The organism is Paraburkholderia silvatlantica (assembly GCF_003096715.1).
GTDB lineage: Bacteria > Pseudomonadota > Gammaproteobacteria > Burkholderiales > Burkholderiaceae > Paraburkholderia > Paraburkholderia silvatlantica.
Genome location: NZ_QEOL01000003.1, coordinates 95,827 through 112,782, shown reverse-complemented (window position 1 = coordinate 112,782; position 16,956 = coordinate 95,827). Strand labels below are relative to the sequence as shown.

Sequence of the window (16,956 nt, the reverse complement as noted above, 5' to 3'; positions counted from 1 at the left end):
GTAGTTGATTAGGAAACGAACATTTCCTATAATCGCCCCCATGACATCCGAGTCCCCATCCCAACCCATAGCCCGCAGCCCCGGCCGCCCGCGCGAATTCGACATGCAAACCGTCGTGGACGGCGCCGTGCGCGTATTCCGCGAGCGCGGCTACCACGCCACTTCCGTAGGCGATCTCAGCGAAGCTACGGGTCTGACCGCAGGCAGCCTCTACAAAGCGTTCGGCGACAAGCGCGGTGTTTTTCTCGCCGCGTTCGATCATTACGTCACCACACGCAACGCCGAATTGCGCCATCGCATCGCCAGGCAATCCAAAGCAAGCGAAAAAATCCGCGTAATCCTCCTCTTCTACGCCGAATCGTCCCATGGCAGCGAAGGACGGCGCGGATGCCTCGTCGTATCAAGCGCAACGGCGCTAGCCACCTTTGACGACGAAATCGCCACGCGCATCGAAACCACGATGCGGCGCACCGAAGAGATGCTGCGCGAACTCCTCCAGCAAGGCCAGAAAGATGGCTCCGTTGCACACGAAATCAACGTCCCGGCCATGGCGCGCACGTTGCTCGCTCTGCTTCACGGTTTTCGTTTGATCGGCAAATCCGGTCGCACGCAGCGCGACATGCTGGCCGCCACTGAAGAAGCCATGCGTTTGCTCGGTTGAATTTTTTTGGCCAATTTGGAAATGATTATTTCCAATCTACGCCTGCGTTCCACTACGTCCATAGGAGCTTCACGTCATGAATACGCCCTCACACATGATCGACCACGGTCCGGCGTCGCTGCCCGATCCCATCCTGCCGGGCTTCGAGCATCGCTTCGCGACCATCGAAGGCACACGACTCCACTACGTAATCGGAGGAAATAAGGATGGCGAAACAGTCGTGCTGCTGGCCGGCTATCCGGAAAGCTGGTTCGCGTGGCGCAAGGTCATGCCGCTCCTTGCCGAGCGATACCGTGTGATCGTGCCCGACCTGCCGGGCCAGGGCGATTCGGATCGCCCGCAAGGCGGCTACGACACGCAGTCGCTTGCAACTTCGCTGCATGCGTTGCTGGAAAAGCTCGAAGCGCACCGCTACCACCTGGCCGCCCATGACGTCGGCGCCTGGGTCGCTTACCCTTATGCGGCGCTATTCGGCGACGAAGTGTCGAAACTCGCGTTGCTCGACGCCGGCATTCCAGGCATCACGCTGCCGGAAGCGCTGCCCGTCGCGCCCGAGCGCGCGTGGCGCACCTGGCACTTCGCCTTCCATGCGATTCCCGATCTGCCGGAATTGCTGATAGCGGGCAAGGAGCGCACGTATCTGGAGTGGTTTCTGCGCCGCAAAACGGCGAATCCGCAAACCTTCACGGATGCCGATATCGACGAATATCTGCGCGTATTCACCAGGGAAGGCGGATTGCGCGCGGGGCTCGCCTACTACCGCGCGGCCGATGTTTCGGCGCGCCAGAATCGTGAATTGAGCACGCGCGGGAAATTGCGGATGCCCGTTCTCGCGCTGAGCGCCGATCTGGGCTCGATTGCGGACATGGCGGGTCCGCTGCGCGATTACGCCGATGAGGTGCGAGGCGCGACGATCGCCTGGTGCGGTCACTTCCTGCCGGAGGAGCAGCCCGCAGCCGTGGCCGAAGAACTGCTGCGTTTCTTCGGCCAACCCTGACGCGGGCCGCCCTGACGCGGGCCATCCTGACCCGGACCGGCGTTACTCCGGCGCCTCGACCGTGGTCACCGCCGACGAAAACACATACCCCTCGCTGCGCAGCGTCTTGATGTAACGCGGCTCGCGCGCCTCGTCGCGCAGGCGCTGGCGCAGCCGGCTCACGAGCAGGTCGATCGAGCGGTCGAACGCGTCGGCCTGGCGGCCTTGCGTGAGGCTAAGCAGCTGGTCGCGCGTGAGCACGCGCTGCGGATGGTCGAGAAATACGCGCAGCAGCCGGTATTCCGCGCCGCTCAACGCCACGATCGTGCCCTCGGCGTCTAGCAGGTGCCGCGCCGTGGTGTCGAGCCGCCAGTCGCCGAACGCGAGCAGTTGCGCCGACTCGCTCACTTCCATGCCCGGCGGCAGCATGCGTGTGCGGCGCAGCACCGAGCGGATACGCGCGAACAGTTCGCGCACGGCGAAGGGCTTGGGCAGGTAGTCGTCGGCGCCCATTTCGAGGCCCACGATTCGATCCGTCTCCTCATTGCGCGCGGTGAGCATCACCACGGGCACGGCGCGGAACTTGCCCGCGCGCAACTCGCGGCACAGCACGAGCCCGTCGTCGCCGGGCATCATGAGGTCGAGCACGATCAGGTCGGGCGCGCCGCCCTCCAGAACCAAGCGCATTTCGCGGCCGTTCGCGGCCAGCGACACGCGCATGCCGTTCTTTTCGAGGTAGGCTCCGACCAACTCACGTATGCCGCGATCGTCATCGACGATCAGAACGTGGTCCATCTTCTCCGTCATCGGTGTTTTTCTCCTTGCGCGCGAGGCGTGAACGGGTTTCCACGATGCACGAACAGTACACCGGATGCGCAATCTCCGCAGCCAGGCCGCTCGCAGCGAAGAACAGGATGGCGAGCAGGCGTTTCACGCGTTCTCCACTACGGAAAGGCTGCCGCCGTCGGCAACCGATGCTTCGAGCGCGTAGCCGTCCGCGCCCTCCAGGCAGCCGGGATTGACTTCGAACTGTACCGCACCGCAATGACAGAAACCCTTCCAGCTGGTTGTGCTCGTCGACGCGCTCATCTTGCGCTCCGCTCGATTGATTTAACAGGCGATGGATAGCGCGCCACCCGCCGCGTACAACATGGAACCGTGCGGTCCGATTCGGGACGACAATGTACGCTGGAAGCGGGCGAAACGAGAGAGAACGGCTCCAGGAGGTTCCCATGAAATGTCTGCGCATCTACGCCGACGCCCAGGGCGAGTCCCATTTCGAGGACATCGATATCCCGCTTACGCCGCTCGAGCTTTTTCCCAACATCCCGCCCATCTATCTTTCGACGTGGGAGCAGGCGAAGGCGGTGCGCTTCGGCTGGGTGCCGGCGGGCCTCAAGGAGGCAGACTGGCACACCACGCCGGTTCGGCAGTTCGTGATCTGGATGACCGGCTGGGTCGAGTTCGAAACGAGCGACGGCGACACGCGCCACTGCGAGCCGGGCACGGTCGTGCTGTGCGAAGACACCGTGGGCAAGGGCCATCGCTCGCGCCATCCCGAGGAAGGCCAGTTCAACGTGTTCATTCCGCTCGCTTGAGCAACGGCTCGACTCGCACGGCGTGGCGCTCGTGGCGCGCTGCCCTTCATGCATCCGCGCCGCCGAGCACGAGCCGCCCTTCCAGCCCGCCTTCGGGCCGGTTGCGCAGCGTGAGCTTTGCACCCATCGCCACGGCGAGCTGGCGCGAGATTGCGAGGCCGAGGCCCGTGCCGCCCGTGCCCCGGTTGCGCGAGGTCTCGAGCCGGTAGAACGGCTCGAACACCTTTTCGAGCGCGTCCTCGGGAATGCCGGGGCCGCTGTCGAGCACCGAGATCGTGACGGTCTTGTCCCGCGGCGACGCGCTCACCTCGATGGCAGCCGTGCTTCCATACTTCAGCGCGTTATCCACGAGATTGCCGACGATGCGGCGCAGCGCCTGCACGCGCGTGACGATCGCCACGTTCAGGCGGCGCTCGAAGGTGACGGGCGAGCCCGCATCCACGTAGTCGCACACGAGACTGTCGAGCAGCGCGTCGAGGTCGACGCGGGCGGGCGCTTCGCCGGTGCCGTGCAGCGTGCGCGCGTAGGCCACGCCCTCCTTCACCAGTTGCTCCATCTCGTGCAGGTCCTGCGCGAGCTTGTCCGCTTGCGCTTCGTCGTCCATCTGGTCCACGCGCAACCGCATGCGCGTGATCGGCGTCTGCAGATCGTGGGAGATGGCCGCGAGTATCTGCATGCGCTCCGCCACGTGCGCCGAGATGCGCTGCTGCATCGCGTTGAACGCACGCGCCGCGCGCGCCACTTCGGAAGGCCCGTCTTCCTCGAGGCGCTCCGCCTTCAGGTCCGGACCGAGCGCGTCGGCCACGCGCGCGAGTTCGTGCAGCGGCCGCGTGGCGGTGCGCACCGCGAACCAGCAGCACGCCGCCAGCACGATCAGCTGGGCGATGAGCACGGCCGGCAGCCAGCCCGACAGGGGCAGCGCGGGACCCGGACGGTAATCGATGGTGAGCGGCGAGCCGTCCGAAAGCCGCAGATGGATCTGCAGGCGCTCGCCCTTGCCGGGCACCGAATTGGTCGTGAGCGCGTACTTCTCGCCGAGGCCCGCCGCGATGGCCGCGGCCACGCTCTTCGAGCGGCTCGCCTCGGGCGGCTCGCCCGGCGTGCCGGGACCGAGGATGAAGCTGTAGGTGCGCCGCGCGAGCTGCGGCAGCCACGCCGCCCGCTCTGCTGCGGGCAGATGGTCGAGCAGCGCCACGGAAATGGCGACCTCGCGCGCGATGTAATTGGTCATCATGTTCGCGGTGGCGTCGTTACGCTCGGTCATCGTGAGCTTGAACGACAGCCCCTGTGCGAGCGCGAGGCCGACGCAAAGGATCAGGGCGAGGCGCGCGAACAGCGTGCGCGGCCAGTGCGGCGCGCTCATGGCCGCGCCATCCGCAAAACCAGCGGTGCGCGGCGGCAGACCGCAAATCCATCGGCGAGCATGTTCGGACTCCATGTGCGGGGAATGATGGGTTTATACCGCATGCCGCGAGAGGCTTTGTATCTCACTGTATCGGTGCGGGCGCGGGACACAATACATTGCAGGCCGGTTCGTTTCAGCGCGTCCTTTTACGTCTGTGGCTTGCGCTGCGGTGCGCGCGCAGGTCGCGCTGGCCTGGCTGCTCGCGCAAAAGCCGTGGATCGTGCCGATTCCTGTTCCTGGCACCGCGAAGCTTTCACGGCTCGATTCGCATGCCCGCAATACCATCAGCAGAGTCAATTAACGTCCGACCCGAATAAATTAGAAAGGGATTTAAAAGGGAAATATAGACTAAAGAATAAATTACATCCGCGCGCTTCAGTCCATCCCGGAACTGCCGATATAGCGGGCAATAGCAGGTGAAACACGCAATCCATGCAGTAAGCATTACCTCCTGTATTTGAGGTAATTAATACCTTGCTATTGGCGGAAATTGACTAAGTTTCGGTAATTGAAACTCGAGGCAATTCGTGTGACATTTTGTTACGTCTGATTTTCACATGCCAGGGGGAATTATCGGTAATATCCGCCGCGCGTCTGACTTCAAGCAGTGACTTCGTAATCTTCGTCCGAAAAAATTGCGCACGTCTCCCCTCCTTCAGGGATCCAGCGCAGGGCCGAAATTCCCGACGGGGCAGCCGTAGCGAGGGGGCAATATTTACCCGCGCGAAAGCAAAAGGACAGATACGCACGTTCGCGCAATAGCGCGAGCGGCGCGGCGCACGTAGCGGGCGCAGGGCTCGGCGAGCCGTTGTGCGGCGTCCGTTAAATCTCATTCTTCAGACCTTAGCCAGCATCCGGGCGCGCATTGCGCGCCGTCGCCGGCTGGGCGTCGTTTTGTCCATTTTTTTCGATCGATGAAACTCTTCTATCTCTTGCTGTCGTCGTCGCTCTTCCTCGCGGCGTGCGGCGGTGGCGGTTCCGGAAGCTCCGGGACGGATGCGTCCAATGCCTCGGCCACGGCACAAAACGCGAGTGACGCGACCGCCGCGGACGCCACCGCGAATGCGGCCACCAGCACGCGCGGCACGCTGCACTGCGGCTCCGCCGTGAAATCGGGCGCAAGCTCCAGCAGCGAGCTGGTGAGCGCCGATACGCCGACCACGCAAAGCGGCCGTATCTTCGCCTCGGGTACGGCGTTTCCCCTCGCGTTCACCACCAATGCGCCCGCAGCCGACATGCTCAACTGGTCGATCACCGACCACGTCGGCAAGGTGGTCACGAGCGGCAGCCTGCGCGTGACGGCAGGTCCGGCGACGACCACGCTGAGCTGCACGTCGACGCTCGCAGGCTACTTCTCCGTGAGCGCGAAGCTCGCCACTGCCGGCGGCCAGCTCCCGGAACTGGGCACCCGCCCCGCCGGTACTGCGACCTTCGGCGTGCTGCCCAATCTGGCAGGCATCGTGCCGGCGGTGACCTATCCGCATCAGGACTTGCACCGCTTCGGCATGCAAGGCGAAGACGACAACACGTCCGTGCTCTCCTCGCTCGGCATCTCGTGGACCTATGACCACCGCGAGCTGTACAACATGGAGCCGAGCGGCCCCAACACCTTCAATCCGAACGCGAACAACCTCGACCCGTTCTACACCACGGGCAACGTGATGCGCCTCGTGCGTCTGGACGGCATTCCCGCCTGGGCGAGCCCGACGGGCGCGTTCGAGGACGAATCGCTTCCGCCGGCCGACTCCGGCTACTACCAGAACTACATGGCCCGCATCGGTACGGAATCGAACCTCATTCGGACGACTTACTTTCCGAAGCAGGCGGCCAACTACTACCAGCTGACGTGGGAACCGGATGCCCAATGGCAAGGCACGAACACGCAGTTCGTGCAGCTCTATCAGGCCGTCTATCAGGGTATCCACTCGACCGATCCTCACGCGGTCGTAATGGGGCCGACCGATACAGCGCCGTCCGGCACCGCCGACCATCTGAAGGCTCTCGCGCCGCTCGGCTACGCGCAGGACATCGACGGCGTGACGACGCACGGCTACTACGACATCAACGGCAGCTCGCCTTCGTTTCCGCCCGAGCGTCTCGAAACCGATCCGGCCAACGCGTCCGGCTCGCTGATGGGGCAAATGCGCGCGCTGCGCAGCGAAATGGCGGCCGACTACAAGCCGGGCATGAAGCTGTTCAGCACGGAGCTTGGCATCAGCTACGACAATGGCACGACGTACAGCGCCAGCTATCCGACTGGCAATGTCCTGTACGCACAAGGCGCGCTGGTAGCACGCAGCCATGTGATCATCCTGGGCGAAGGCGCCGATCAGACCTGGATCTTCTATGGTGCGGATTTCCCGGGCCTGGTGGGCTACGGCACGTTCTTCGATCTCGCCGACGCGCAGGGCCAATATGGTGCGCAGAACATCAGTCCGAAGCCGGCGGCCATGGCCGTCGCGGCAATGACGCGCATTCTCGACGGCACCAACACGCTCGGCCCGGTGAAGAGCACGCCCTCGGGCGTCTACGGTTATGCGTTCCGGCAATTGAGCAACGGCGCAGTCATCACAGCCCTCTGGACGCACAACAACAACGTGTGGAGCGCGAGCGCCGGCTACAGTTCGACGTATAGCGTGGGCTACAGCCTCGCGGTGGATGCACCCGGCACGAGCGGCACGGTCACCGTGCTCGACGAAATGGGCAATCCGACGACGAAGAGCTACAGCAACGGCAAGGTCGCGCTGAGCCTGACCGAATCGCCGGTGTATGTGATTTCGCAGAACGCAACGGTCGCGAGCGCCAATGCGACGCTGCCCGCGGGCTACGTGGCGAACTAATCGAACCGGGCGGCCACCCGGCCGCACGAAAGGGCTGTACCTTGAGGCGCCCGGTCCGCGGACACTGTTCAGCGGACCGGGCGCCTCTTCCGTTTATGGCCGGCGGAGCACGCTTGCCGCGGTAAACTTGCGACGCTACAACAGAAATGAACGAAAATGCTGCGAACCCACTGGATAGAAACATGAAACGACTGTTACTCGCCGCACTCGCCGCCGCCTCGTTCGCGACCTGCGCTCACGCGCAAAGCGACGCGACCGGCTCGTTCTCCACCCCCGCAGGCACAGTGCAATTCGTGCGCGACGACCGCGACTTCGTGGCGGTACTCGGCAAGGATATCTTCGACCGCTTCGACGCGAAGACGCTCGCGCATTTCGACGAAGTGGGCCACGACAACAGCACGATTACGCGCATGCTCGTGCAGACCGGCTACGGCCCGGTGCTGTACGACTTTCGCCACAATCCGCCGCTCGTGCGGCACGTGAGCGCACACATGACGATCAAGCGCGTGTTCTGGCAACCCGACGAAGTCGTGATGCAAGGCTCGGAGGGCTGGTTCCGGCTCAAAAACGGCACGCTCACCAGGCTGCAATCGTCAACGACCACGTACCGCACCAACTAACCCGGTTAGACGTCTTTCTCGTCTTTCTCGTCACCCTGCGAGTCGCGGTCCGCGATCTTCAGCTGACGCAGCTTGTGATAAAGCGTTTTCTTCGGCATCCCAAGCTCCTCGCTCGTCTGGGCGACGTTGCCGCGATGGCGGCGCAGCGTGTTCTCGATCAGCATCCGCTCGAAATACGCTAGCTGGTCCGCCAGCGTCTCTCCTTTCAGCGCAGCCGCGCCAGCGGAAAGCAGGCTGTCGCCGGTCAGCCCGAGCACGAAGCGGTCGGCGACATTCTGCAGCTCGCGCACGTTGCCGGGCCACGCGTGCATCATGAGTTCGGAGACCTGCGCAGCCGTCACGACCGGCGCCGGCGTGCCGAAGCGCCGCGCGGCCGCGAGCACGAAATGCTCGAACAGCAGGGGCACGTCCTCGCGCCGCTCGCGCAGCGGCGGCAATTCGATCTGCGCGACGTTCAGCCGGTACAGCAGGTCGGCGCGAAAGTCTCCTTGCGCAGACACTTCGGCGAGGTCGGCCTTCGAAGCGGCGACGATCCGGCAATCCACCGGAATCAGTTCGTTTGCGCCGAGGCGTTCGACCACGCGCTCCTGCAGCACGCGCAGCATCTTGATCTGCAGCGGCATCGACATCGTTTCGATCTCGTCGAGAAAGAGCGTCCCGCCATTCGCCCATTCGATCTTGCCGACGCGCTTCTTGATCGCGCCCGTGAACGCGCCCGCCTCGTGCCCGAACAGTTCGCTCTCGAACACCTGCTCGGGCAACCCGCCGCAGTTCAGCGCCACGAAATGCGCGTCGCGCCGCGCGCTGAAGTCGTGCAGGCTGCGTGCGACCAGTTCCTTGCCCGTACCCGTTTCGCCGGTGATCAGCACCGACACGGAGGTATCCGCGAGGCGCAGAATCTTTTTGCGGACCTCCGCCATGGCCGGCGACTTGCCGAGCACGAGCGCCTCGATCCCCTGCCAGTTGTGCAGCGATGCGCGCAGGCCCTCGACTTCGAGCGTGAGCCGCCGCTTCTCGACCGCACGCGCCACGCGGCCCGCGATCACGTCGGACGAAAACGGCTTTTCGATGAAGTCGTACGCGCCCACGCGCATCGCGCTGACCGCCGTCGAAATGTCCGCATGACCGCTGATCAGCAGCACCGGAATTTGCGGGTCGATCGCCATTACGTGGTCGAGCAGTTGCAGGCCGTCGATGCCGGGCATACGCACGTCCGAGACGATCACGATCGGGGCGCCCGGCGCGATGTCGGCATACGCGTCGGCCGCCGACGCATACGCGCTCACCGGAAAGCCCGCCAGCGCCACCGCCTGCTCGACGCCGATGCGGACATTTTCGTCATCCTCGACGACCAGCACCCGAATCTCATCTGCCATGTTCTGTCCTTTGCGGCCCGGCTGCCGCGAATTCGATCGTAAAGCGGGCTCCGCCTTCGTCGCGATTCGTTGCGGTGATTTTCGCGCCAAAGCCTTCGACGATGCGCGACGTGATCGCCAGCCCGAGCCCGAGACCTTGCCCGCGCGGCTTGGTCGTCACGAACGGCTCGAACAGGTGCGCCAGCACATCCGGCGCGATGCCGGGGCCGCTGTCTTCGATTGTGAAGCGCACGCGGCCTTGCGCGTCAGGCTCACTCGCCTGCATCGCGATCACGCGCGTGCTCGCCTCGCGCACGGCGTCGAGCGCATTGCCGAGCAGATTGACGATCACCTGTTGCAGTTGACTCGACTCCGCATACACCGTCGTGCCCGGCGCGATCCGCACGTCGAGCCGCACCGCTTCGTCGCGAATGCGCGGCTCGTAGATGAGCCGTGCATGCGCGACGGCTTCGCCAAGTGACACCGCCACACGCTCGACTTCCGGCTTGCGCGCAAACGCCTTCAACTCGCTCGTGAGCACTGCCATGCTGTCCACGAGGCGCCCGACGCGCTCGAGATTGGCGTTCGCCTGTGCGCCCTGATTGCGCTCGAAGAAGGTACGCGCATTGTCGCAGAGCGTGCGGATCGCGACGAGCGGCTGGTTCAGTTCGTGCGTGAGCCCCGCCGCCATCTGGCCGATCACGGCGAGCTTGCCGGCATGCACCACCTCCTGCTGGGTGGCGCGCAAGCGCTGCTCGGTACGTTCGCGCTCGGCGATCTCGCGCTGCATCTGGGCGTTGGCTTCCCTTAGCGCGGCGGTGCGCTGCGCCACGGTCGTTTCCAGCTGGTCGTTCGCGCGCCGCAAGGCTTCTTGCGACCGGAGCTTTTCCACGATCACGCGGCGCCGCTGCACCGCATACAGCGCATAGAGCGCGGCGATCAGAAACACGCCCGTCACGAACGCAAGCGCGAGCCGTTGCTGCCGCCGCGCGCCCGCCGTGTCGAGCAGCACCATGATCGTGTCCTGCCCTTGCGGCGCGGGGCGCGACATCACGAGAAAACGGGCCGTGCGGCCCGCGTCGCGCAGGTCGGGAAAGATGCCAAGCCACGCGTTGTCATTCCAGTCGCCGACGCGCCGGTATGGCAGCGCCTCGACGATGCGGCCCGCGTATTGGCGCGACGCCTGGATATCGCGCTGCTGCGGCTCGGTCATCGCACGCATGGCCGTGAATTTCCATTCGGGCTGCGTCGAGATCACGATGACGCCGTTGCTGTCGACGACGATCGCCGCCTCGCCAGGCGTGCGCCACGCGGATTCGAGCGCGTCGACGCTGACCTTCACGGCCGCAGCGCCGATTGCCGTGTCGCCATCGTGGATCGCGTTCGCGAAATACAGCCCAGGAATGCCGGTGTTCGTGCCAATGCCGAAGAAGCGGCCGCTGCCCTTTGCGAGCGCATCCTTGAAGTAGGGGCGATACGACACGTTGGTGCCGACGAAGCTGACCGGCTGGTCCCAGTTGCTCGCGGCCACCACCGTGCCGTGCGCGTCGATCACGTCTACGGCGCCGCTGCCGACATCGTTGTTGACGGCTTCGAGGTACGTATCGACTGCGGGCAACATGCCGTGCGCTTCATCGGGCGAGGCCTTGAGCAACGCGCGCACGCTGTCCTGCCGCGCCACCAGTGCCGGGACCAACTCGAAGCGTCCCAGCTCGCTTTTCAGGCTTGCCGTGTAGAGATCGAGCCGATGCTCGCCGACGTCGGCCAGCGCGTCGATCGCGCGATTCCATGCGAACTCCACCGCGGCGGCGGCCGCACCGACATACAGCACGGCCGCCGCCGCCCATCCCCACCATGGAATGCCCTTGTAACGCATCTGCACGTTCGCCCTCGTCGATTGGCTGCCGCCGGACGGCGGATTCAGCGGATACCGCGCGCCGGATGCACCGGCGCTGCCATCGCGAAGGCGCGCGCGAGGGACGCACACCCGCGCGTCATGCGCCGAAATGGGCGAGCAGGATGAGCGTCACGGTCACGACGATGGCGCCGCCGATGCGCGTGGCGATCTGCGCGAACGGCATGAGCTGCATGCGGTTGGCGGCGGTGAGGATCGCCACGTCGCCGGTGCCGCCCTGGCCGCTGTGGCACGCGTTCACGATTGCGGTGTCGATAGGGTACATCTTCATCAGGCGGCCCACCACGAAGCCCGTGCCCATGAGGGTGACCACGGTCGCGGCGATCGTCACGACATTGGCGAGCGTGAACGCGGCCACGAGCTTGTCCCACGGCGTCATCGCCACGCCGATCGCGAATAGCAGCGGGTAGGTGACCGCGGTCGAGAAGAACTTGTAGACCACGAACGCGCCTTCCTGCAGCGGCGGCGAAACCGCGCGCGCAAGCTTGACGAGCACGGCGAGGAACAGCATCGCCACCGGCGCGGGCAGACCGAACAGCTTGTTCGCCATCAGGCCGATGAGGTACAGCGTGATCGCCGTGATGCCGGCCGCGGCGATGTGGCTCACGTCCACGTGAGCGCGGACTTCGTCGTTCGACGACGCCAGTTCATCGCGCGCGCCGACTTGCAGACGGCCATTGCCGGTGAGATGCGGCATGCGCTTGCCCAGCATGTCGAGCATGCCCGAGAGGATGATCGCCATGAGGCTGCCGAGCATCACGGGCGGCAAGACCTGTGCGAACAGGTCGCCTTGCGCGACATGCATGATTTCCGAGTAGCCCACGGAAAGCGGAATCGCGCCTTCGCCCACGCCGCCGGCCATGATCGGCACGACGATATAGAGCAGCGTGTGCTTGACGCCGAGTCCGAGCGCCGCGCCTACGGCGGTGCCCACGATGGTCGCCGCCACCGTGCCGGCCGCAAGCGGAATGAAGATCTTCAGGAACCCTTGAATCAGCACGCGCCGGTCCATGCTGAGAATACTGCCGACGATGATCGAGGCGATGAAGAGATACAGGAAGTTGGTCTGCTTCGTGAACTCGACCGTGAGGTGCTGCACGGGCTTGGGCAGCACGTGGTAGTACACGAGCGCCGAGGGCACGAAGGTGGCGAGAATCGCCGCCGCGCCGATATTGCGCAACAGCGGCAAGCGCTTGCCGAGTTCGGCGCACGTGAAGCCGCAAAAGGCGAGCACGGCGATGGCCATCGAGATCTCGCCGGGCACCTTGCCGGTGAGCGCGAAGCCCGCGATCAGCGCAAACAGGATCACGTAGATCGGCAGCGGAATGATGCCGATGCGGATTTCCATCAGCTTCCACCAGCCTTCGGGCCAGAAGCGGGTTTGGGTCGTCGGGGATGACTCGGGGACCGCCTGGCTCACCTGCGAGGCGGCGGGTACGGATGCGCTGTTCTGCACGGGATGTCTCCTTCGTTTTCGCGACCGGACTGCGTCGCGTCTCCGGTGCTTGTTTAATGAGGGTTGCGGGCTATCGAGGGAGATAGGCCGCCGGGTCTCTGTAAAGCAGTAGCCGTGCCAGCGCGTGCCGGCTTCCGGAATAATTGGTAACGCGTTGATTTTCTTGATGTTTTTCAGGAACGCCACTTGTCGCGAAGCCGCTACCGGTCCGAGATTTCAGAATCGACCCGAGCCGCTGGCTGAAATCTCGGCCTGACCTTTGACGGCATGGCAAGAGTGATTTTCAGAATTCGCTCTGGAACGACGCCGATCGTTGGCAGAAGATGAATCACCGCAATGTGAGGAGCGAGCCATGAAGATCGTCTTGCCAGGGTGCGCCGCCGTTTGCGCCGCGGCGCTGTGGAGTGCCGGCGCGCTGGCCTCGCCGCCGGGGTCGGCCTACCAGACGCCGGTGCAGTTATCGAGCGGAAGGAATCTGCTTTGCAGCGTGAACGAATCACAGCCTGCCGGCGAAACGGCAACGCTCACGCGTCGCGAGCAGGTGGAAGCCGACGTCCTCGCCACGCAGCGCTTGAGGCTCGTGAGCGGACCGGAATCGCCTTATCCCTCGGCCTATACGGCGCCGAGCGTTGCCTGCGTGGATGCGGGTTGATGCCGCAGAAAGAACCGCGTGGCTCGATTCGCCTGACGAATCGAGCCACGCATGCTACGAGAATCGCTGAGAAGCCGGATCAGAAGCGCGTGCGCACGCCCGTCGTCACTTCGACCTGGTTGGTCGCACCGAAGGTCGTGCCCACCGTGTAGCCGCCGTGCAGCTTCATGTAGTCGCCGGCCAGATACACCTCGGTGCGCTTGGACAGGTGATAGAAGATCGAGCCGTAGAGCGTTTCCTTGAAGCCGTTGTGCAGCCCGCTCGTGGGATCGAACGCGCCGATGTTGGCGTTCGGAATATCGCCATCGGCGTTATACGCGGCGTTGTGCGTGCGCATTTGCTGATAACCGAGTTCGTAGTCGAACGCCCCCTTCGGCACGAGCTTGAACGAGACCGTCCACGCATTGTCCTGGCGCTGGCCGAGCGCGCCCTGGTTGCCCCAGTAGCGGAAATAGCCCGCATTGGCGCGCACGATGCCGATCGTGTAGTTGCCGCCAACCGAGAACGCCTGGTTCGTGTTGCCGTCGCGGTTCACGTGGTTATAGAAGGTCGAGGCCGTCCACGTCGGAGCGTTGTAGCCGAGTGCGAACTGATAGTTCGCATTGTTGCCGAAGCTCGTTGAATTGCCGAACGCGTAGCCCGCCGCGGCAAAGATGCCGTTGTCGAACACCTTCTTCCACGCGACGCCGTTGTTGTAACGAGTGCCCGTTGCGCTCGCCGCGTAGAAAATCATCTGCTTGAAGTTGTTCGCGTTGGTCCAGCCGCCCTCTTCCGTCGTGAGCTTCGCGTTGCCGTACGGGTCGCCGTAAATGGCCGCGGCGTCACGCGCGATAGTGTTCTGGAAGCCCGCCGTGACCTTGCCGAAGCGCTCGTCTTCCACACCTACCCAGGCGTCCCGGTCGAAGATCTGGCCCGGGTCTTCCATCTGGCCGTCGCTCGCGCGGTATTCGCTCTCGAGCCGGAAGATCACCTTCGTGCCGCCGCCGATGTCCTCTGCGCCCTTCAAGCCCCAGCGGCTGCCGCTGAACCACGGCTCGCCGGCAATGCCCATGCCGATCACGTGGTTGCCGTTGGCGTCTGCATGCGATTGATACGTGGGGACGCTCAGGTCGATAAGGCCATAGAGTTGAACGCTCGACTGCGCGTGTGCGCCGCTTGCCGCGAATACGCCGAAGGTCGCGCCGGCTGCAGCGGCGGCAAATTGTTTTCTCTTCAAGATCGTCTCCAGGGTTGCTTCGTTGGAAGTTTTCATGGACCCGCTGCCATCACTCGCCGGTTGCGGCGAGCCGTGTGAATCAGCGGGTGAGACGAATAGTAGAGAAGTGAATCCTTCGCGATTCTTTCACGAGCGATGCGTATTCCTAAGTACATCCACCAATACCGGTAAAGAAGCCTACCTGCTCGGGCTCCGCCGGCTCTTTCGCGCGAAGGATGTAGCCCAGGCCGCGCAGCGTGGTGATCTGCACGCTCGACTCCGCCAGATGCTTGCGCAGGCGATGGATGTAGATATCGATCGCGTCCGCACTCGGTTCGTCACTCAGGCTGCAGATGCGCTCCAGCAGCGCCTGCTTCGGCACAGCCTTGCCCTGGCGCAGCATGAGTGCTTCGAGGACGGAATGTTCGCGCCGGCGCAGGGTGAGCGGCACGTCCTTGTGGCGGAACTCGCGCGTGTCGCAGACGTACTGCAGGTCGCCGCAGGTCAGCCAACCCGACCTCTCGCCCGTCTGCCGGCGTATCAGCGCCTTGATGCGCGCAACCAGTTCGCGGCTGTCGAACGGCTTGACCACGTAGTCGTCGGCGCCGGCGCCGAAACACGCCACCTTGTCGTCTATCGAACCATGCGCGGTCAGCATGAGCACGGGCACATTGTTGCGCCGACGCCGCAAACGGTTGAGCACATCCTTGCCGCTCAGGCGCGGCAGACGCATGTCGAGGAGCACGAGATCGTAGCTCTGCGTGAGCAGCACGGAGTCTGCGGCTTCGCCATCGGCCACGCAGTCCGCCGTGAAATTTTCGGCGCGCAGCAGGTTGACGATCCAGTGCGCGAGTTCGGCGTTGTCTTCTACGAGCAGCAGCTTCACGATCCCCCCTCACCTCTCCTCATCCGCGCCAGACGGGCAAGCGCACCGTCGCGACCAGACCCAGCCGCTCGGCGCCCGCAGCAACGCTCACCGAGCCGCCGTGCGAGCGCGCGACCTGATGGACGATGGCGAGACCGAGCCCCGTGCCCTCGGTATCCGCCGCCACGCGATAGAAGCGCTCGAACACATGCGCACGCGCCTCGGCTGGAATGCCGGGGCCGTTGTCGACCACCTGCAGCATGACCTGTTCCCCTTCGCTGCGGCACACGGCCGTCACGCGGCCGCCCTTGTGCGTATAGCGGATCGCGTTATCGATCAGGTTGGCCACGAGCGACGCCAGCAGGCCCGTGTTGCCCGCCACGTGCACGTCTTCGTCGAGTTCCGCGCCGAGATCGATACCGCGCCGTTCCGCGGCCTGGACCATCTCTTCGAGCACGGAAGACACCACCTCGGTGAGATCGACGCGCGTCTGGCCGCGCGACGACTGTGTCATCGATTCGGCCTGCGCGAGCAATAGCAGTTGATTCGTCAACTCCGCCATTTTCTGGCTGGTGCGGCGCACGCCGTTGAGTGCGTCGAAAAGCGCGGGATCGCCCGGCTCGCATTGACTCGCGAATTGGGTTTGGGTCGTTAGCAGCGTGAGCGGCGTGCGCAGCTGGTGCGCCGCGTCGGCGATGAACTGGCGCTGCGTGGCGGCATGCACCTTGAGCCGCGCGATGCACTGGTTGATCGCCTCGACGATCGGCCTCAGCTCCGATGGCAGATGATCCGGGCGGATCGGCTCCAGCTGCACGGGCTCGCGGTCGGCAACGTCGTCCTTCAGCTTCATGAGCGGGCGCAGCTCGAGCGTGAGCCCGAGCGGCACGAGCAGCGCGACGAGCGCCAGCATGAACCACTGGCGTGCGAGCTGCGGCCTCCACAACGCGTTGATCATTGCCTCGCGCGATGCGATCGTCTTGCCGACGATCACCATGACGCGCTCGGCGCGGCCCGAGTCGTAGAGCATGCGCTCGTAGGCCACGGCGCGGATCGGCAGACCCGCATACGTGGTGTCGTAGAACACGGGCGCCTCGGCTGTGTTCGCGCGCGGCAGCGGCAAGTCCGGCGCGCCGCCCAGCAAGCGGCCATTGCCGGCGAGCACCTTATAGAAGACATGATCCTGCCAGGGCGACTCGAACAGCTCCAGCGCTGCCGGCGGGATCGTCGCGCTGAGGGAGCCGTTGTCCCAGTCGACGTCTTCGATGATCGTGCGCGCCGAATCCAGCAGCGAGTGGTCCTGCACGAGATCCGCGGTCTGCCGCGCGGCATCGTACGACTCGCAACCCGTCACGACGACAAACGCGGCGAGCGGCACCAGCAGCCACAACAGCAATCGCCCACGCAGGCTATGCACCATG

The 16,956-nt window shown here is 64.6% G+C and carries 16 protein-coding genes and 1 pseudogene; 7 read left to right on the top strand and 10 right to left on the bottom strand.

From position 1 onward, the window contains the following. The first annotated feature begins 4 nt into the window (after positions 1–4). Both C7411_RS04945 and C7411_RS04940 read left to right on the top strand, forming a co-directional pair. Positions 5–661: a TetR/AcrR family transcriptional regulator gene (locus C7411_RS04945; protein ID WP_309147572.1), complete on the top strand. Its 657-nt coding sequence runs from the start codon at positions 5–7 to the stop codon at positions 659–661. A 76-nt stretch (positions 662–737) separates the two neighbouring features. Further along, positions 738–1,658, top strand: a complete 921-nt coding sequence (locus C7411_RS04940; RefSeq protein WP_243413048.1) for an alpha/beta fold hydrolase — start codon at positions 738–740, stop codon at positions 1,656–1,658. A gap of 42 nt (positions 1,659–1,700) precedes the next feature. Here the strand turns inward: C7411_RS04940 and C7411_RS04935 are convergent, their stop codons facing one another. From C7411_RS04935 to C7411_RS38855, 3 genes are read right to left on the bottom strand one after another with little or no spacing between them, the layout of a single operon-like run. Continuing rightward, positions 1,701–2,444, bottom strand: coding sequence for a response regulator (locus tag C7411_RS04935; RefSeq protein WP_110383837.1), 744 nt, complete (start codon positions 2,442–2,444; stop codon positions 1,701–1,703). Next, positions 2,407–2,571 (bottom strand): hypothetical protein, encoded by a 165-nt coding sequence (locus C7411_RS37315; RefSeq protein ID WP_165822740.1) that lies wholly within the window; start codon positions 2,569–2,571, stop codon positions 2,407–2,409. Before C7411_RS37315 ends, C7411_RS04935 begins: the two co-directional genes overlap by 38 nt. Then, positions 2,568–2,726, bottom strand: coding sequence for a hypothetical protein (locus C7411_RS38855; RefSeq protein WP_373682572.1), 159 nt, complete (start codon positions 2,724–2,726; stop codon positions 2,568–2,570). The genes C7411_RS37315 and C7411_RS38855 overlap by 4 nt, the downstream gene beginning before the upstream one ends. A gap of 143 nt (positions 2,727–2,869) precedes the next feature. Between C7411_RS38855 and C7411_RS04925 the strand changes: the two genes are divergently transcribed. Continuing rightward, entirely contained in the window at positions 2,870–3,235 is a 366-nt protein-coding gene (locus C7411_RS04925; protein ID WP_110383838.1) for a cupin domain-containing protein, read from the top strand. A gap of 46 nt (positions 3,236–3,281) precedes the next feature. Here C7411_RS04925 and C7411_RS04920 read toward each other — a convergent pair whose 3' ends face one another. Beyond that, complete coding sequence (locus C7411_RS04920; RefSeq protein WP_110383839.1) at positions 3,282–4,598, bottom strand: ATP-binding protein; 1,317 nt, start codon at positions 4,596–4,598, stop codon at positions 3,282–3,284. A gap of 208 nt (positions 4,599–4,806) precedes the next feature. On the opposite strand from C7411_RS04920, the pseudogene C7411_RS38850 reads away from it, so the two are divergent. The 3 genes and pseudogenes from C7411_RS38850 to C7411_RS04910 form a co-directional block, all read left to right on the top strand. Then, a pseudogene (locus tag C7411_RS38850) lies at positions 4,807–4,911 on the top strand (aldo/keto reductase); the annotation flags it as partial. 643 nt (positions 4,912–5,554) lie between these two features. Continuing rightward, positions 5,555–7,480, top strand: coding sequence for a hypothetical protein (locus tag C7411_RS04915; RefSeq protein ID WP_110383840.1), 1,926 nt, complete (start codon positions 5,555–5,557; stop codon positions 7,478–7,480). 182 nt (positions 7,481–7,662) lie between these two features. Continuing rightward, a complete protein-coding gene (locus tag C7411_RS04910) occupies positions 7,663–8,100 on the top strand; it encodes a hypothetical protein (protein WP_110383841.1) in 438 nt (145 codons plus the stop codon). A gap of 5 nt (positions 8,101–8,105) precedes the next feature. Here C7411_RS04910 and C7411_RS04905 read toward each other — a convergent pair whose 3' ends face one another. The 3 genes from C7411_RS04905 to C7411_RS04895 form a co-directional block, all read right to left on the bottom strand. Continuing rightward, entirely contained in the window at positions 8,106–9,476 is a 1,371-nt protein-coding gene (locus tag C7411_RS04905) for a sigma-54-dependent transcriptional regulator (protein WP_110383842.1), read from the bottom strand. Further along, positions 9,466–11,331, bottom strand: coding sequence for an ATP-binding protein (locus tag C7411_RS04900; RefSeq protein ID WP_110383925.1), 1,866 nt, complete (start codon positions 11,329–11,331; stop codon positions 9,466–9,468). Before C7411_RS04900 ends, C7411_RS04905 begins: the two co-directional genes overlap by 11 nt. A 118-nt stretch (positions 11,332–11,449) precedes the next feature. Further along, positions 11,450–12,790 (bottom strand): 2-hydroxycarboxylate transporter family protein, encoded by a 1,341-nt coding sequence (locus C7411_RS04895; protein ID WP_110383926.1) that lies wholly within the window; start codon positions 12,788–12,790, stop codon positions 11,450–11,452. Positions 12,791–13,178: 388 nt separating this feature from the next. Between C7411_RS04895 and C7411_RS04890 the strand changes: the two genes are divergently transcribed. Further along, complete coding sequence (locus C7411_RS04890) at positions 13,179–13,478, top strand: hypothetical protein (protein WP_110383843.1); 300 nt, start codon at positions 13,179–13,181, stop codon at positions 13,476–13,478. A gap of 79 nt (positions 13,479–13,557) precedes the next feature. Here C7411_RS04890 and C7411_RS04885 read toward each other — a convergent pair whose 3' ends face one another. The 3 genes from C7411_RS04885 to C7411_RS04875 all read right to left on the bottom strand — a co-directional run bounded on the left by C7411_RS04885 (position 13,558) and on the right by C7411_RS04875 (position 16,955). Further along, positions 13,558–14,730 (bottom strand): porin, encoded by a 1,173-nt coding sequence (locus C7411_RS04885; protein ID WP_110383844.1) that lies wholly within the window; start codon positions 14,728–14,730, stop codon positions 13,558–13,560. Between the two features lie 109 nt (positions 14,731–14,839). Continuing rightward, positions 14,840–15,559 (bottom strand): response regulator, encoded by a 720-nt coding sequence (locus C7411_RS04880; protein WP_110383845.1) that lies wholly within the window; start codon positions 15,557–15,559, stop codon positions 14,840–14,842. A gap of 19 nt (positions 15,560–15,578) precedes the next feature. After that, on the bottom strand, positions 15,579–16,955 hold the full coding sequence (locus C7411_RS04875; protein ID WP_110383846.1) for a sensor histidine kinase: 1,377 nt from the start codon (positions 16,953–16,955) through the stop codon (positions 15,579–15,581). Position 16,956 lies beyond the last annotated feature (1 nt).

Coding starts and splice junctions, on each gene's coding strand:
- C7411_RS04940 (WP_243413048.1), top strand. CDS start 738: ATGAATACGCCCTCACACATGATCGACCACGGTCCGGCGTCGCTGCCC.
- C7411_RS38855 (WP_373682572.1), bottom strand. CDS start 2,726: ATGAGCGCGTCGACGAGCACAACCAGCTGGAAGGGTTTCTGTCATTGC.
- C7411_RS04925 (WP_110383838.1), top strand. CDS start 2,870: ATGAAATGTCTGCGCATCTACGCCGACGCCCAGGGCGAGTCCCATTTC.
- C7411_RS04910 (WP_110383841.1), top strand. CDS start 7,663: ATGAAACGACTGTTACTCGCCGCACTCGCCGCCGCCTCGTTCGCGACC.
- C7411_RS04920 (WP_110383839.1), bottom strand. CDS start 4,598: ATGAGCGCGCCGCACTGGCCGCGCACGCTGTTCGCGCGCCTCGCCCTG.
- C7411_RS04885 (WP_110383844.1), bottom strand. CDS start 14,730: ATGAAAACTTCCAACGAAGCAACCCTGGAGACGATCTTGAAGAGAAAA.
- C7411_RS04875 (WP_110383846.1), bottom strand. CDS start 16,955: ATGGTGCATAGCCTGCGTGGGCGATTGCTGTTGTGGCTGCTGGTGCCG.
- C7411_RS04900 (WP_110383925.1), bottom strand. CDS start 11,331: ATGCGTTACAAGGGCATTCCATGGTGGGGATGGGCGGCGGCGGCCGTG.
- C7411_RS04935 (WP_110383837.1), bottom strand. CDS start 2,444: ATGACGGAGAAGATGGACCACGTTCTGATCGTCGATGACGATCGCGGC.
- C7411_RS04905 (WP_110383842.1), bottom strand. CDS start 9,476: ATGGCAGATGAGATTCGGGTGCTGGTCGTCGAGGATGACGAAAATGTC.
- C7411_RS04915 (WP_110383840.1), top strand. CDS start 5,555: ATGAAACTCTTCTATCTCTTGCTGTCGTCGTCGCTCTTCCTCGCGGCG.
- C7411_RS04890 (WP_110383843.1), top strand. CDS start 13,179: ATGAAGATCGTCTTGCCAGGGTGCGCCGCCGTTTGCGCCGCGGCGCTG.